At 63.6% G+C, this 16312-nt stretch carries 10 protein-coding genes; 8 read left to right on the top strand and 2 right to left on the bottom strand.

The features are described from left to right. Position 1: 1 nt before the first annotated feature. The 7 genes from sdhA (at position 2) to sucD (ending at position 10988) form a co-directional block, all read left to right on the top strand. Positions 2 to 1774 (top strand): succinate dehydrogenase flavoprotein subunit, encoded by a 1773-nt coding sequence (sdhA, locus tag EBB56_RS09785; protein ID WP_124804175.1) that lies wholly within the window; start codon positions 2 to 4, stop codon positions 1772 to 1774. A 12-nt stretch (positions 1775 to 1786) separates the two neighbouring features. Beyond that, complete coding sequence (locus EBB56_RS09780) at positions 1787 to 2497, top strand: succinate dehydrogenase iron-sulfur subunit (RefSeq protein ID WP_045992949.1); 711 nt, start codon at positions 1787 to 1789, stop codon at positions 2495 to 2497. Between the two features lie 300 nt (positions 2498 to 2797). Continuing rightward, a complete protein-coding gene (locus EBB56_RS09775) occupies positions 2798 to 5635 on the top strand; it encodes a 2-oxoglutarate dehydrogenase E1 component (RefSeq protein WP_045992948.1) in 2838 nt (945 codons plus the stop codon). 39 nt (positions 5636 to 5674) lie between these two features. After that, positions 5675 to 7261, top strand: coding sequence for a 2-oxoglutarate dehydrogenase complex dihydrolipoyllysine-residue succinyltransferase (gene odhB / locus EBB56_RS09770; protein WP_108449047.1), 1587 nt, complete (start codon positions 5675 to 5677; stop codon positions 7259 to 7261). 66 nt (positions 7262 to 7327) lie between these two features. Continuing rightward, complete coding sequence (gene lpdA / locus EBB56_RS09765) at positions 7328 to 8764, top strand: dihydrolipoyl dehydrogenase (protein ID WP_124804173.1); 1437 nt, start codon at positions 7328 to 7330, stop codon at positions 8762 to 8764. A 185-nt stretch (positions 8765 to 8949) separates the two neighbouring features. Continuing rightward, positions 8950 to 10116 carry an ADP-forming succinate--CoA ligase subunit beta gene (gene sucC, locus EBB56_RS09760; protein ID WP_045992945.1) on the top strand — a complete coding sequence of 389 codons (1167 nt, stop codon included), beginning with the start codon at positions 8950 to 8952 and terminating at the stop codon, positions 10114 to 10116. Beyond that, positions 10116 to 10988 (top strand): succinate--CoA ligase subunit alpha, encoded by an 873-nt coding sequence (gene sucD / locus EBB56_RS09755; protein WP_045992944.1) that lies wholly within the window; start codon positions 10116 to 10118, stop codon positions 10986 to 10988. Before sucC ends, sucD begins: the two co-directional genes overlap by 1 nt. Positions 10989 to 11109: 121 nt before the next feature. On the opposite strand, the gene EBB56_RS09750 is transcribed toward sucD, so the two are convergent. After that, positions 11110 to 12171 (bottom strand): lysylphosphatidylglycerol synthase transmembrane domain-containing protein, encoded by a 1062-nt coding sequence (locus tag EBB56_RS09750; protein WP_260425325.1) that lies wholly within the window; start codon positions 12169 to 12171, stop codon positions 11110 to 11112. Then, positions 12164 to 13279, bottom strand: a complete 1116-nt coding sequence (locus EBB56_RS09745) for a glycosyltransferase (protein ID WP_108133238.1) — start codon at positions 13277 to 13279, stop codon at positions 12164 to 12166. The genes EBB56_RS09750 and EBB56_RS09745 overlap by 8 nt, the downstream gene beginning before the upstream one ends. Before the next feature lie 347 nt (positions 13280 to 13626). On the opposite strand from EBB56_RS09745, the gene EBB56_RS09740 reads away from it, so the two are divergent. Continuing rightward, on the top strand, positions 13627 to 16302 hold the full coding sequence (locus EBB56_RS09740; protein WP_124804171.1) for a T6SS effector BTH_I2691 family protein: 2676 nt from the start codon (positions 13627 to 13629) through the stop codon (positions 16300 to 16302). Positions 16303 to 16312 lie beyond the last annotated feature (10 nt).

Here is a 16312-nt window from a genome sequence, read left to right as displayed (position 1 = left end):
CATGTCAACCATGCGTAGTTTGACCTTTGACGCCATCATCATCGGTGGCGGTGGTGCCGGCCTTCGTGCGGCGCTGGAGCTGGCCAAGTCCGGCAAGAAGACCGCGGTGCTGTCCAAGGTCTTCCCGACGCGTTCGCACACCGTGTCCGCCCAGGGCGGCATTACCTGTGCCATCGCTTCCTCCGACCCCAACGACGACTGGCGCTGGCACATGTACGACACCGTCAAGGGCGGTGACTACATCACCGACCAGGACGCTGCGGAATACATGTGTTCCGAGGGGCCGAAGGCGGTGTTCGAACTCGAGCACATGGGCCTGCCGTTTTCCCGTTTCGACAATGGGCGGATCTATCAGCGCCCGTTCGGTGGTCAGTCCAAGAACTTTGGCGAAGGCGGCCAGGCGGCCCGTACCTGCGCCGCGGCCGACCGTACCGGACACGCTCTGCTGCACACGCTGTACCAGAACAATCTGAAAAATAACACCACCTTTCTCAATGAATGGTACGCCGTCGACCTGGTGAAGAACGCCAACGGTGACGTGGTCGGCTGTATCGCCATGGATATCGAGACCGGTGAAGTGGTGCACGTAAAGTCCAAGGCTACCGTGCTGGCCACCGGCGGTTCCGGTCGCATCTATGCCTCCACCACCAATGCCCTGATCAACACCGGTGACGGTATCGGCATGGCGCTGCGTGCCGGTGTGCCGATGCAGGACATGGAAATGTGGCAGTTCCACCCGACCGGTATCCACGGTGCCGGTGTGCTGGTGACAGAAGGTTGTCGCGGTGAAGGCGGCTACCTGGTCAACAAGGACGGCGAGCGCTTCATGGAGCGCTATGCGCCGAACGCCAAGGACCTCGCCGGCCGCGATGTGGTTGCGCGCTCCATGGTCATGGAAATCCTCGAAGGCCGTGGTTGCGGCGAAGACGGCGATCACGTCTTCCTCAAGCTCGACCACCTGGGCGAGGAGGTGCTGTCCAAGCGTCTGCCGGGTATCGTCGAGCTGGCCAAGACCTTCGCCCACGTGGATCCGGCCAAGGAGCCGATCCCGGTGGTACCGACCTGCCACTACATGATGGGTGGTATCGCCACCAACGTGCATGGTCAGGCGATCGCCCAGGATGCCGACGGCAACGACCAGATCATCAACGGCCTGTATGCCTGTGGCGAGGCGGCTTGTGTCTCGGTGCACGGCGCCAACCGTCTGGGCGGCAACTCGCTGCTGGACCTGGTGGTGTTCGGGCGTGCCGCCGGCATGTACATCGAGAGCGCGCTCAACGAAGGTATCGAGTATCTGGACGCCCGCGAGTCCGACATCGAGATCGCGATGAAGCGCATCACTCGCTGGAACGAGTCCGAGGGTGGCGAGAGCGTGCCTGAGCTCAAGCGCGAGCTGCAGAGCATCATGCAGAACTCCTTCGGCGTGTTCCGCGAAGAGAAGAACATGGTCGAAGGCGTCGAGAAGCTGGCCGAACTGCGTGGACGGATCGCCAACGCCCATCTGGCCGACAAGTCCCATGCGTTCAACACTGCCCGGGTCGAGGCGCTCGAGCTCGACAACCTGATGGAAGTGGCCGAGGCCACCGCCATCGCTGCACTGGAGCGCAAGGAGAGTCGCGGTGCGCACTCCCGCTACGACTATCCGGATCGTGACGACGCCAACTGGCTGAAGCACTCCATGTTCTTCCCCGGCGAGAAGCGGGTCGGTCAGCGCGATGTCAATTTCGCGCCGAAGACCGTCGACAAGTTCGAGCCGAAAATCCGTACCTATTAAGGGGGAGTCAGCATGTCCAAGCTTCAGGTATCCCTGTACCGCTACAACCCGGAAACCGACTCCGCGCCTTATATGCAGGAGTTCGAGGTCGACACCCAGGGTCGCGACCTGATGGTGCTGAACCTGCTTGAGATGATCAAGGAGGACGACAGCTCCGTGGCCTTCCGTCGCAGCTGCCGTGAAGGCGTCTGCGGTAGTGACGGCATGAACATGAACGGCAAGAACGGCCTGGCTTGCATCACCCCGCTGTCCGAGGTGGTCAAGAACAACAAGCTGGTGCTGCGTCCTTTGCCCGGCCTGCCGGTCATTCGTGATCTGGTGGTCGACATGGCGCTGTTCTACAAGCAGTACGAGAAGATCCAGCCGTACCTGCAGAATGACACGCCGGCGCCGGCCATCGAGCGCCTGCAGTCTCCGGAAGAGCGCGACAAGCTCGACGGTCTGTACGAGTGCATCCTGTGCGCCTGCTGTTCGACCTCGTGCCCGTCGTTCTGGTGGAACCCGGAGAAGTTCGTCGGTCCCGCCGGCCTGCTGCAGTCCTATCGCTTCCTCGCGGATTCCCGCGATACGGCGACCCAGGAGCGTCTGTCGGAGCTGGAGGATCCGTTCTCCGTATTCCGTTGCCGCGGCATCATGAACTGTGTGGCGGTCTGCCCCAAGGGGCTTAACCCGACTCGGGCGATCGGCAAGATCCGTGAGATGTTGCTGGCGAATGCCACTTAAATCGTGGCGCCGGGCTTGTTATCATGGGCTCGGTCCGGGGCGCGGCATCCTGTCGCGCCCCCGGATGACAGCGTCAGGAGCCGGTGCCATGGGCACCGGCTTTTGAGCATGATGCAAGACCGCTAGGCAGATCGACCGCGGCCCCGATGACCGCGGCAGAACCACCAGGGCGCTCGATGATGGTCAGTGCCAAGGGTGACGATGGGCAGGACGCCTTCCACTGAGGGGCCTGCGCCACGCCCGCGGTAGATCACGAGCATCGAGCCCACTACCACCCCATCAGTGCAGGGTGACCGAGAGATGCAACAAGGCATAATGGAGTTGATGTGGCGCTCCTCTCACGTGACGGGCAGCAACGTCCACTACGTGGAAGCGCTCTATGAGCAGTACCTCGACGACCCTAGCGCCGTCTCCGATGAATGGCGCGATTACTTCGACGAGTTGTCACGCCAGGAAGGCGCCCCGTCCGACGAGACCCCCCTCTCACCGATCCGTGATCAGTTCTATCAGCTTGGCCGCGAACGTCGCACCGCCGTTGCCGGCGCCGCGACCGTCGACAGCGAAGAGAGCCGCAAGCAGGTCAAGGTCCTGCAGCTGATCAACGCCTATCGCTTCCGGGGCCACCAGAAGGCCGACATCGACCCGCTGGGGCTGCGTGATCCGAAGCCGGTGCCTGATCTTGATCTGGCGTTCCACCAGCTGTCCAAGGCCGACCTCGATACCGAGTTCCAGACCGGTTCTTTCTTCCTGGGCAAGGACCAGGCGCCGCTCAAGGAAATCGTCGATGCGCTGGATCGCACCTATTGCCGTTCGATTGGTTGCGAGTTCATGCATATCGTCGACACCGAAGAGAAGCGCTGGCTGCAGCAGCGTTTCGAGTCGGTGCGCTCGGCTCCGGACCATGGTGATGATCGCCGCAAGCAGCTGTTCGAGCGGTTGTCCGCGGCCGAAGGGCTGGAAAGCTACCTGGCCTCCAAGTACCCGGGCACCAAGCGCTTCGGCCTTGAGGGTGGCGAGACCTTCATTCCGATGATGGACGAGCTGATCCAGCGCGCGGGCAGCTACGGCACCAAGGAAGTGGTCATCGGCATGGCCCACCGCGGTCGCCTCAACGTGCTGGTCAACATCCTCGGCAAGAACCCCGGCGAGCTGATCGACGAGTTCGACGGCAAGAAGCTGATCGAGCGCGGTTCCGGTGACGTCAAGTATCACCAGGGCTTCAGCTCCAACGTGATGACGCCGGGCGGTGAGGTTCACCTGGCGATGTCCTTCAACCCCTCGCACCTCGAAATCGTGGCGCCGGTGGTGGAAGGCTCGGTGCGCGCTCGCCAGGATCGCCGCGACGATGTCGATGGCGGCAAGGTGCTGCCGATCAACGTCCATGGCGATGCCGCCTTCGCTGGTCAGGGCGTGGTCATGGAGACGTTCCAGATGTCCCAGACCCGTGCCTACAAGACCGGTGGCACGGTGCACATCGTCATCAACAACCAGGTCGGCTTCACCACCTCGCATCCCGAGGACGCGCGTTCCACCGAGTACTGCACCGACATCGCCAAGATGGTGCAGGCGCCGATCCTGCACGTGAACGGTGACGATCCCGACGCGGTGCTCCACGTGACCCAGGTGGCCCTGGACTATCGTCAGCAGTTCAAGAAGGACGTGGTCATCGATCTGGTGTGCTACCGCCGCCGCGGCCACAACGAGGCGGACGAGCCCTCCGGCACCCAGCCGATGATGTACCGCAAGATCAAGGACCATCCGTCCTCTCGTGCGATCTACGCCGAGCGCCTGGTCAAGCAGGGCGTGCTGAGCGAAGACGAAGCCAAGGCGGTGGTCGAGAAGTATCGCGATGATCTGGTCGCCGGCAATCACGTGGCCAATGCCCTGGTGCAGGAACCCAACACCTCACTGTTCGTCGACTGGAAGCCGTACCTCGGTCACGAGTGGACCGGGCATGCCGATACCACCTTCGACATGAAGCGGCTCAAGCAGCTCGCCGCCAAGATGTGCGAGATCCCTGACGGGGTGAAGGTGCAGCGTCAGGTCGCCAAGATCTATGATGATCGCCGCAAGATGCAGGGCGGTGGGCTGGCGATGAACTGGGGCTTCGCCGAAACCCTGGCCTACGCCACCTTGCTCGAGCAGGGGCACCCGATTCGCCTGACCGGTCAGGATGTCGGACGCGGTACCTTCTCGCACCGCCATGCGGTGATCCACAACCAGGCCGACGGTTCCACCTACGTGCCGCTTCAGCACATGGCGGACGGTCAGCCGCGCTTCACCATCCATGACTCCTTCCTCTCCGAGGAGGCGGTGCTGGCGTTCGAGTACGGCTACTCGACCACCATGCCCAACGCGCTGGTGATCTGGGAAGCGCAGTTCGGTGACTTCTTCAACGGCGCCCAGGTGGTGGTGGACCAGTTCATCTCCTCCGGCGAGACCAAGTGGGGCCGTCTGTGTGGCCTGACCATGCTGCTGCCCCACGGTTTCGAAGGGCAGGGCCCCGAGCACTCCTCGGCGCGTCTCGAGCGCTTCCTGCAGCTGTGCGCCGAGCACAACATGCAGGTGTGCGTGCCGACCACCCCGGCGCAGATCTATCACCTGCTGCGCCGTCAGGTGATTCGCCCGCTGCGCAAGCCGCTGGTGGTGATGTCGCCGAAGAGCCTGCTGCGCCACAAGGAAGCCACCTCGAGCCTCGAGGACCTCGCCAACGGCAGCTTCAACATGGTGCTGCCCGACCAGGGACAGCGTGATGCGTCCAAGGTCGAGCGGATCATCATGTGCTCGGGCAAGGTCTACTACGATCTGGCCAACTGGCGCGAGGAGAACCTGCGTGACGATGTAGCGATCGTGCGCGTCGAACAGCTCTATCCGTTCCCCAAGGAAGAGCTGATCGAGACGCTCAAGGACTACAGCGGCGTCACCGACATCGTCTGGTGTCAGGAAGAGCCTCTGAACCAGGGCGCCTGGTATTCCATGCAGCACAATCTGCGCATCGTCGCCGATTCGCTCAAGGACGGCCTGGGCGGTCAGCTGAAGTTTGCCGGACGTCCGGCATCGGCGGCTCCCGCGGCGGGCTACATGTCCGTTCACACCGAACAGCAGCGCCAACTGGTGGAAGACGCCTTCAATCTCTAAGGCGACCATCGGGAAGAGAGAGAACACTAAGGATACGACATGGCTACCGAGATCAAGGCACCATCCTTTCCGGAATCCGTTGCCGAAGGCACCGTAGGTACCTGGCACAAGAAGCCGGGTGACAGCGTCGAGCGTGACGAACTGATCGTCGAGATCGAGACCGACAAGGTCGTGCTCGAGGTGGTGGCGGTGGAAGCCGGCACCCTGTCAGAGGTGCTGGTGGAAGAAGGCGACACCGTGGAGTCCGAGCAGGTCCTGGGCCGCATCGGTGAAGGCGGCGGCGAGTCCAAGGAGGCGTCCGAGGAGTCGTCCGAGAAAGACGAGGACGACGCCAAGGAAGACGCTTCCGAAGCGTCCGACGACAAGGCCGAGAAGAAGCCGGCCGAAGCGCCCAAGGGCGGCGGCGAGAAGCGCGACGTCAAGGCGCCGAGCTTCCCCGAGTCGGTGCAGGAAGGGACCGTCGCCAGCTGGACCAAGAAGGTCGGCGAAGCGGTCAAGCGTGACGAAGTGCTGGCCGAGATCGAGACCGACAAGGTCGTGCTCGAGGTGGTCGCACCGGAAGATGGCGCCCTGGCCGAGATCAAGATCGAGGAAGGCGACACCGTGGAGTCCGAGGCCGTGCTGGCGGTGTTCGAGGTGGGTGCAGGCGGTGGCTCTGCCGATACCGCCGACCAGGAAGCGCCCAAGGCCAGCGCCGACGATGGCGACAGCGACGAGCAGGTCGGTGACAAGATCGTGGCGCCTGCCGCGCGCAAGCTGATCGCCGAGCACGACCTCGACGTCAGTGCCATCAAGGGCACCGGCAAGGATGGTCGCGTGCTCAAGGAAGACGTGCTCAAGGCGGTCAAGGACGGCGGCGCCAAGAAGTCCGCGCCGGCCAAGAAGGCCAGCTCCGGCGCCACCGCAGCCCCGGCCGTGGAAGGCGAGCGTCCCGAGAAGCGCGTGCCGATGACCCGTCTGCGCAAGACCATCGCCAAGCGTCTGGTCCAGGCTCAGCAGACCGCTGCCATGCTGACCACCTACAATGAGGTGGACATGGGTGCGGTGATGGAGCTGCGCTCCCAGTACAAGGACACCTTCCTGAAGGCCCACGACGTCAAGCTCGGTTTCATGGGCTTCTTCGTCAAGGCGGCTTCCGAGGCGCTCAAGCGCTTCCCTGACGTCAACGCCTCCATCGACGGTGACGACATCGTCTACCACGGTTATCAGGACATCGGCGTGGCCGTATCCACCGACCGTGGCCTGGTGGTGCCGGTGCTGCGCGATACCGACAGCATGAAGATCGCCGACGTCGAGAAGGGCATCGTCGACTTCGGCAAGCGCGGACGCGAAGGCAAGCTGGGCATCGAGGACATGCAGGGCGGTACCTTCACCATCACCAACGGCGGCATCTTCGGCTCGCTGATGTCGACCCCGATCCTGAATCCGCCGCAGACCGCGATCCTCGGCATGCACAAGATCCAGGAGCGTCCGATGGCGGTCAACGGCAAGGTCGAGATTCGCCCGATGATGTATCTGGCGCTGTCCTACGACCACCGCATGATCGATGGCAAGGATGCGGTACAGTTCCTGGTCACCATCAAGGAGCTGCTCGAGGATCCGGCGCGTCTGCTGCTGGAAATCTGAGCCTGACCGTGGCAGCGACAGGGATTTACTGCAGAGCCTCTGCACACAGAACGAACAGGAGCCAACATGGCCGACAAGTATGATGTGATCGTCATTGGCGCGGGCCCGGGTGGCTACGTGGCCGCCATCCGTGCTGCTCAGCTGGGTCTGAAGACCGCCTGCGTCGAGAAGTGGATCGGCAAGGAAGGCAAGGTGGTACACGGCGGTACCTGCCTGAACGTGGGCTGTATCCCGTCCAAGGCACTGCTCGAGGCCTCCCACAAGTACGTCGAGGCCCAGCACGACTTCGACGACATGGGCATCCAGGCCGGCGACGTCAGCATGGACGTGTCCAAGATGATGGCGCGCAAGGACAAGATCGTTAAGCAGCTGACCGGCGGCATCTCCGGGCTGTTCAAGGCCAATGGCGTCACCGCCATCGAAGGTACCGGCAAGGTCGTGGCCAAGAACAAGGTCGAGGTCACCGACAAGGACGGCGAGTCCAGCACGGTCGAGGCGGACAACATCGTCATCGCCGCCGGCTCGGTGCCGGTGGAGATCCCGCCGACCCCGCTGACCGAGGGTCTGATCGTCGATTCCACCGGCGCCCTCGAGTTCCAGGAGACGCCCAAGCGTCTGGGCGTCATCGGCGCCGGCGTCATCGGCCTCGAGCTTGGCAGCGTGTGGAGCCGCCTCGGCAGCGAAGTGACCGTGCTCGAGGCGCTGGACAGCTTCCTGCCGATGGTCGACTCGGCCATCGCCAAGGAGACCCAGAAGCTGCTCAAGAAGCAGGGTCTGGACATCAAGCTCAACGCCCGCGTGACCGGTTCCGAGGTCAAGGGTGAGGAAGTCGTCGTCAAGTACGAGGACAACGAGGGCGAGAAGGAACTGACCTTCGACAAGCTGATCGTCTGTGTCGGCCGTCGTCCCTACACCAAGGGCGTGGTAGCCGACGGCCTGGGCGTCGAGCTGGATCAGCGCGGCTTCATCCACGTCGATGACCAGTGCCGCACCAGCGTGCCGGGCGTCTACGCCATCGGCGACTGCGTGCGTGGCCCGATGCTGGCCCACAAGGCATCCGAAGAGGGCGTGATGGTGGCCGACATCATCGCAGGCCACAAGGCGCAGATGAACTACGACGCCATTCCCAGCGTGATCTACACCCACCCCGAGGTGGCCTGGGTCGGCATGAACGAGCAGGACGCCAAGTCCGCCGGTATCAAGGTCAAGACCGGTAGTTTCCCGTTCGCCGCCAGTGGCCGTGCCATGGCCAACAATGCCACCGAAGGCCAGGCCAAGATCATCGCCGACGCCGAGACCGATCGCATCCTGGGGATGCACATCGTCGGTCAGCACGCCGGTGAGCTGATCGCCCAGGGCGTCATCGCCATGGAATTCGGCTCCAGCGCCGAAGATCTGGCGCTGACCTGCTACGCGCACCCGAGCCTGTCCGAGGCGGTGCACGAGGCAGCGCTGGCGGTGGAAGGGCACGCCATCCACGTGGCCAACCGCAAGAAGCGCTAGCAAGACAACAAGCGCCCGGTAATCCTAGGCAAGCCTGTGCAGTTTTGGCAGGCTTGCCGGTGTTTTCCGCGAGCGCATCGCCGCCGACCATGTATCGGTGGCGGTCGGTGGCGACCCGATGACTTTCGTCCCTCGGGGCAGGGTGGGTCGCCGTTCGAGTCACATGCAACCAATGGCATGAATCGATGAACCTTCACGAGTATCAAGGCAAGCAGCTGTTTGCCGACTATGGTCTGCCCGTTTCCAAGGGCTTCGCCTGCGACACCCCCGAAGAAGCCTATGAGGCTTGCAAGAAGATCGGCGGCGACATGTGGGTCGTCAAGGCCCAGGTCCACGCCGGTGGCCGCGGCAAGGCCGGTGGTGTCAAGCTGATCAAGAGCCCGGACGAGGCCAAGGCCTTCGCCGAGCAGTGGCTGGGCAAGAACCTGGTGACCTTCCAGACCGACGAGAACGGTCAGCCGGTCGCCAAGATCCTGGTCGAGAACTGCACCGACATCGCCAACGAGCTGTACCTTGGCGCGGTGGTCGACCGTGGCACCCAGCGTGTGGTCTTCATGGCCTCCACCGAAGGTGGTGTCGAGATCGAGAAGGTCGCCGAAGAGACGCCCGAGAAGATCCTCAAGGCCGAGATCGACCCGCTGGTCGGCGCTCAGCCCTACCAGGCGCGTGAGCTGGCCTTCGCCCTCGGCCTGGAAGGCGCGCAGGTGAAGCAATTCACCAAGATCTTCCTGGGTCTGTCCAAGATGTTCCACGACAAGGACCTGGCGCTTTTGGAGATCAACCCGCTGGTGATCACCGACGAAGGCAACCTCCACTGCCTCGACGCCAAGATCAACCTGGACGGCAACGCCCTGTACCGTCACCCGGACCTGCAGGAAATGCGTGATCCGTCCCAGGAAGACGAGCGTGAAGCCAACGCTGCCCAGTGGGACCTGAACTACGTCGCCCTGGAAGGCAACATCGGCTGCATGGTCAACGGCGCAGGCCTGGCCATGGGCACCATGGACATCATCAAGCTCCACGGTGGCCAGCCGGCCAACTTCCTTGACGTCGGCGGCGGCGCCACCAAGGAGCGCGTGGCTGAGGCGTTCAAGATCATCCTGTCCGACGACAGCGTGCAGGCCGTGCTGGTCAACATCTTCGGCGGCATCGTTCGTTGCGACATGATCGCCGAAGGCATCATCGGTGCCGTCGAGCAGGTCGGCGTCAATGTGCCGGTCGTGGTGCGTCTGGAAGGTAACAACGCCGAGCTGGGTGCCGAGAAACTGGCCTCCAGCGGTCTGAACATCATCGCTGCCAAGAGCCTCACCGATGCGGCTCAGCAGGTCGTCAAGGCAGCGGAGGGCAAGTAATGAGCATCCTGATCGACAAGAACACCAAGGTCATCTGCCAGGGCTTCACTGGCGGACAGGGGACCTTCCACTCCGAACAGGCCATCGAGTACGGCACCCAGATGGTCGGCGGCGTGACCCCGGGCAAGGGCGGCCAGGAGCACCTGGGCCTGCCGGTGTTCAACACCGTCAAGGAAGCCGTCGAGCAGACCGGCGCCGAGGCCAGCGTGATCTACGTGCCTGCCCCGTTCTGCAAGGATTCCATCCTGGAAGCCGCCAACGCCGGCATCAAGCTGATCGTGTGCATCACAGAAGGCATCCCGACCCTCGACATGCTGGACGTCAAGGTCAAGTGCGATGAGCTGGGCGTGCGTCTGATCGGTCCGAACTGCCCCGGTGTCATCACCCCGGGCGAGACCAAGATCGGCATCATGCCGGGTCACATCCACAAGCCGGGCAAGGTCGGTATCGTGTCGCGTTCCGGCACCCTGACCTACGAAGCGGTCAAGCAGACCACCGACCACGGCTTCGGCCAGTCCACCTGTGTGGGCATCGGCGGTGACCCGATCCCGGGCTCCAACTTCATCGACATCCTCGAGATGTTCGAGAAGGACCCGGCGACCGAGGCCATCGTCATGATCGGTGAGATCGGCGGTACCGCCGAGGAAGAGGCTGCTGCCTACATCAAGGAGCACGTCTCCAAGCCGGTGGTGTCCTACATCGCCGGTGTCACCGCTCCTCCCGGCAAGCGCATGGGCCACGCCGGCGCCATCATCGCCGGTGGCAAGGGCACCGCGGACGAGAAGTTCGCCGCCCTGGAAGCCGCGGGCGTCAAGACCGTGCGCTCCCTGGCCGAGATCGGCGACGCCCTGAAGGAAGCGACCGGCTGGTAAGCGGTCCTACCGTCAGAATAAGCGTCAGAATAAAGGCCACCTCCGGGTGGCCTTTTTTGTGGCTGGAACTCCACCAGATGCGACGAAGGGGCGGGTCGAAGGGGGAAGTACGCGGAAGGCGTTAGGGACGAGGCGACGATTGATTGGCCCGCGTGCGCCACCAGCCGACCACCTGTGCCACGAACACCGGCGCGCCCGCCACCAGATAGAGGTGGTAGCTGACCAGGCGCCAGACGATCACCGCCGCCGCGGCCTGCTCTCGGGCCATCAGCGGCAGCAGCAGGGCGCCTACGCTGACCTCCGCGGCGCCGGCGCCGCCCGGCAGCACGCTCAACTGGCTGGCGGCCATGGCCAGCATCTGCACCAGAAAGGTCCAGGCCCAGTCGGCGCCGCCGCCCACCCCCAGCACCGCCAGATACAGGAGGCTATAGCGCGCAAGCCAGTGCAGGCAGCACAGCGCGAAGATCGCCATCAGCACGCCCTTGGGCAGCGCAAGCGTACTCGCCAGGGTCCGGCGACAGCGCAGCAGGCGTCGGGTCATCCAGCGCCTGGGCCCCGAGCCGACAAAGGGAGGGGGAGGGACATGGCGCAGCAGCCAGGGTAGCCACACGATCACCACCGCAAACACCACAAGCGCCAGCAGCAGCGCCGCCAGGGAGGCCTCGACCAGGGTCTGGTGAGGCCAGCTGGCCAGTCCGCTCATCGACAGCGACACCAGTACGCCCAGCATCAGGCTGAAGAACAGCATGTCGGCGAGCTGATCGACCAGAAAGATGGCCGAGGCCTGGGCCGGCGGATAGCCCCGGCGTGCCAGCAGCCACAGCAGGGTGGCGACGCCTCCGCCCCCGGCCGGGGTGGCACATAGCGCGAACTTCGACGACATCTCGATCGCCAGGGCACCGCCCTGACCGAGGCGGCCGGCTCGTCCGTCGAGCATCAGCCGCAGGCGCGCCGCGTTGAGGTTCCAGCAGATCACCGCCAGGGCTACCATCAGCGCCAGCAGGGGCAGCGGGAAGGCGATAACCGCAGTGAAGGTGCCGGCGCCCCCCAGCCACCACGGCAGCAGCAGGGTGATGGCCAGGGTCAGGATCAGCAGGGCGGCCTTCCACCACAGGCGTGATCGCATCCCGGCAGGGGCACGCAGGCGCCTGTCCAGCGATGGTGTTGGCCCAAACCTAGCCATGGCGCCGATCGCGCGGGCAGACCGGATCGATGACGGCTTCGTAATGGTTGAGCAGCGAAATCATCACCTTGTCCCAGTCGAACTGGCGCTCGACGAAGCGCCGAGCGTGGCGCCCGGCCGATTGCGGATCATTGGCGAACAGCGCCTCGGTGGCCTCGGCCATGGCGGCTGCCGAATGTGGCTGACATAGCACGCCGCCGCCCAATGGCACGTTCTCGATCAGCGCACCGGCCCTGGCGCCGATCACCGGGATGCCGCTGGCCATGGCTTCCTGGGCGATCAGCCCGAAGGTCTCGCGGGTGCCCGCGTGCAGCAGGGCATCACTGGAGGCGAGCGCACGGGCGACCTCATGCACGCCGACGCAGCGATTGATGACGCTGACGTTGGCGGGCACCTCGGTGGGCATGCCGGGGCCCATCAACAGCAGGTGGTAGGGAGGCCCAAGGCGCCTGGCGGTGTCCAGCAACACCTCGATGTTCTTCTCTCGTGAGTAGCGCCCGACGAACACCAATAGACGGCTGTCGTTGCCGAGCCCCAGCTTGCGCCTGAGCTCGGGATCGCGCCTGTCCGGGTGAAAGGTCGCCAGATCGACGCCAAGGGGCTGCACCCGCACCCGTTTGACGCCCCAGGACGTCAGACGGTCGGCCATCGCCTGGCAGGGCGCCAGTACGCTGTCGAAGCGGCGGTAAAGGTCGACCACGTAGCGCTCCAGCCGTCGCTGCACCATCGGCCCGAAGCGATCCCCCATCAACCGAGGAAGGTCCGAGTGGTAGAAGCCCACCACCGGCACGCCGAGACGCTGGCCGGCGTCCAGTGCCGCCCAGGCGGTGACGTAGGGGTCGCCGGCTTCGATCAGATCCGGCGATAGCTCCACCAGGGCGTCGCGCCAGGGCCGGCGGCGCAGCGGAAAGCGGTAGCTCTGGCCCAGCGGGATGCGCAGTGCAGGCAACTGGTGATGGTCGCCGAGGCTGTCTCGCTCGGCCCCCGGCACCAGCAGACTGGTGCGCAACTGCGGGAAGCGTGAAAACACCCGGTGTTTGGCTTGAAGGTAGGTGCGTACGCCGCCGCTGGCGGGGGCGTGAAACATGGTGACGTCGGCGAGATGCAAAAGGGGCCTCCATGGCGAGCGCGTCATTGCCATGAGCCTACGAGGGAAATAAGTCAGTTCAGCGACAGGGGTGGGCAGTACGTCATCATCCTCGACATGAGCTGGGCAAGAAGTAAGCGAGGTGGACTGACCCCTGCATCGGATGTGCCTTCCGTCGCTGGCGCCTTGATCTCGATACGCTCCGGAAGCGCGCTTGTCGAACCGGAGTAGTGGTTAGGTGTTCTCGTACAGAAGTTGGAGGTGGCGACCCCTTATGCTGAGAGAAACAGCGGCGGCAAGGTCCAAGCCGCGTTTCATCGCCACCAGCACATGGAGCGGGAAGGCGACTTCAGGGAAGGGGGAGAAGTATGGCGGACGTCAGGATCAGCGAGATTGCCGACTGGCTCGAGGCACTGGACGACAACAGCCCGCTGCCAAGAACGAAGCAGCAGGGCTGCCCTTGCTGCGACAGGGTGGGACTACCCATCCTGCCGGTGCGCTACGCGGTATCGGACCGTCACGTCAGCGACTGGTCGCAAGACCTTCCCAGGTCGATGGCGGTGCACGCCAATCGCCACTTTCCTGCCCCGCGTGAGACGCGCTATGTCCTGCGCCTGATGCGCGAGGGCTATCTCTACCTGTTCGACGAGAAGCGCCAGCGCTGGCAAGCCTGGCGCATCACTCACGACTCCCGTTTCGAAGAATTTGACCCCTATGGGCGCGGGCCGAGAGAGGCGGCCTACGGGGACTCGCACATCGACGCGCCTTGCAATATTCCCGAGAATAACCTCTCGGCGCGCCTGATTTCTCTACCGAAGGCTCAGGAAGCTGGCATCGTTCACGTTGGCTATAGTGACCATCCCTTCACGCAGGCGATGCTGGGGCGGCTGGAGCGCAACGACAGCGGTCTGCGTGATCGCCTGCTTAGCCCTTTCGATGTGGCTGCCTGGCTCGGTAAGGGAGAGGCCGCTGGCGTGATTCCCTCTACGCAACTCGGCACGCATGTCATGGAGTTCAATGACGCCTGTCCCGAGGAACTACTGGAAAACGATGGTTTTCCTCTTGTTGGCGTCTGCGAGCGATTGCCGTCGACGGTGCGCCAGCTTCGCGATCGGATGAACTGGATGGTCCAGGACGCCCCTCAGTGGATCGACAGGACCCCGGTACTAGCGGTGGCTGACCCTATCGGTATGTGCATCTCCGTCAATCATTTTCGTAACCAGGCCAAGGCTCGCCTCGATCGCTATGCCCGCCGCAAGGATGTGGTGGAAAAGAAGGTGACGTCGGAATTGATCGAGGGCATACGAGAAGCGGTGAAAAGCAAGGCCGAGCACCAGGCTGAGAAACATATTGAACGGGCACGTCGAGCCGAGGTATTTGGTGACCAGAGGCTCGCTCAGGAGTTCGATGCGCTGACGGACGCATCAGAAAAGGCAAGGCGCTGGGCGCTGATGGGCGATATCGACAGGCGAAGAGTCGAGCGGGGGCGCCGCGAGCTCGAATTGCTGCGCGCTCAGCAGGCTGATAACGCGCTAGCCTATCAGCGTCGTGCCATCGAGCAGAGCTGGGAAAAGTATCAGGCCTGCTACGACGAGCAGCGGCGTCTGGAGTTCGAGTCGCGCTATAGCGCCCATCTTGAACGTGACAGCCAAGCGGTGGTGAAGCTGGCCGAGATTCACCGTGACTGGTTGATGTCCGATCTGGTCCGTGACGCCATGCTGGGCTACGACGACCAGGATCTGGACAATGGGGCGGCCTATGAGGTGGCAGTGGCCGCCATGACGGTGGGCATGACCACGACAGAGACGGGGCAGGAAACCGTCGCCGAGTTGATCGAACGATCGATCGACGAGGTGGATTCCTACCTGTGGCGTGCCACCTTCGCCAATCACGCCCCGGCCATCGACATGGTCAAGGATCTGGTCTACGAAAGTGCCTTCTGGGGCAGCAAGATTCTGGGCCCCTTGAGGCGGGTGCTGGGGGCTGACATGGACAACCGCTCCCAGACCGAGCAACTGCTGGCCACCATGGCCAGTCAGATCGCGCAAAAGCTCGGGCTGGTCAGCTACACCAATATCGCCAACGACTCGCTGGCACGACTGTGGCAGGCGGTTGGCTGGGTGCGCTATGGGTTCAAGACGTCCTTGATGGTGTTCGATGCCACCCCCAGACAGCTGTTGTCCATGTACGACCAGGTGCTCTGGCGTGATGAACTGGCCTTCCGCAATATTCGGCATGACCTGCGCCACTTCTTCCCACCCTTGCCGGAAGGGCCTCCTGATGTGCCGATACGTCTGTGGGCCTTTGTTCCCACCTCCGTGGACCCGCTGCAGCGCCCGATCATCCAGGCGGAACTTGCCCAGTCGATCGAGATGCGGCGAATAGCCGTCGCATCGGCAATGACGCCCGGCTCCTGGTTGGGCGTCTTCGCCGCCAGCCTGGAGCTGATCAATTCGGTGTATCTGGGCGAAGCCGTGTTTGACGAGAACTCCGCCAGGAGTCAGGCGGAGCGAAACTGGATGTTTGGCGGTGGGCTGCTGTATCTGGCCAGTAGTCTGGTCGGGGTGACCAATCAGATGATCCACCCGGTGGCGGCGCCGGAGAGCCGTCTTTACAGAGGGCTGGCCTGGGGCGGAGGAATTTCCGCAGCGCTGGGGGCCTGGATTTTTGGCGTATGGCATGCAGTTAAGGCAGTCAAGGCATATCAAAGCGGGGACTTGGTTCTATTTGCGTTGTACGCATCTTCCTCACTTGTCTTTTTGGGCTCTGGAGCCTCCGCGCTGGCTGCTGTGGCTCAACAGGTAGGCAAGATATCGGCAACGGAAGCGGCGATGGGTTCCTTGATCATCAGTCGCTCTGGCTGGTCGTTGGTGGCTGCCAGGCTGGGTTGGATTGGCCTGGCGGTGGCGCTGTTGATCGTGGCGTTGGAGAAGAACCAGCTCGAGACCTGGCTGACCCGCTGCGTCTTTGGCAATGGAGATGCTGACGTTCGTTACCGGGATCTTCAGGCGGCGCTCGATGCGCTGGACGATATGACGCGCTAGAGGATGGCCG

Origin of the sequence: Halomonas sp. YLB-10 (genome assembly GCF_003856855.1) — a bacterium.
Classification (GTDB): domain Bacteria; phylum Pseudomonadota; class Gammaproteobacteria; order Pseudomonadales; family Halomonadaceae; genus Halomonas; species Halomonas litopenaei.
The sequence above is the reverse complement of the archived record's forward strand: the minus strand, read 5'-3'. Positions and strand labels throughout refer to the sequence as shown.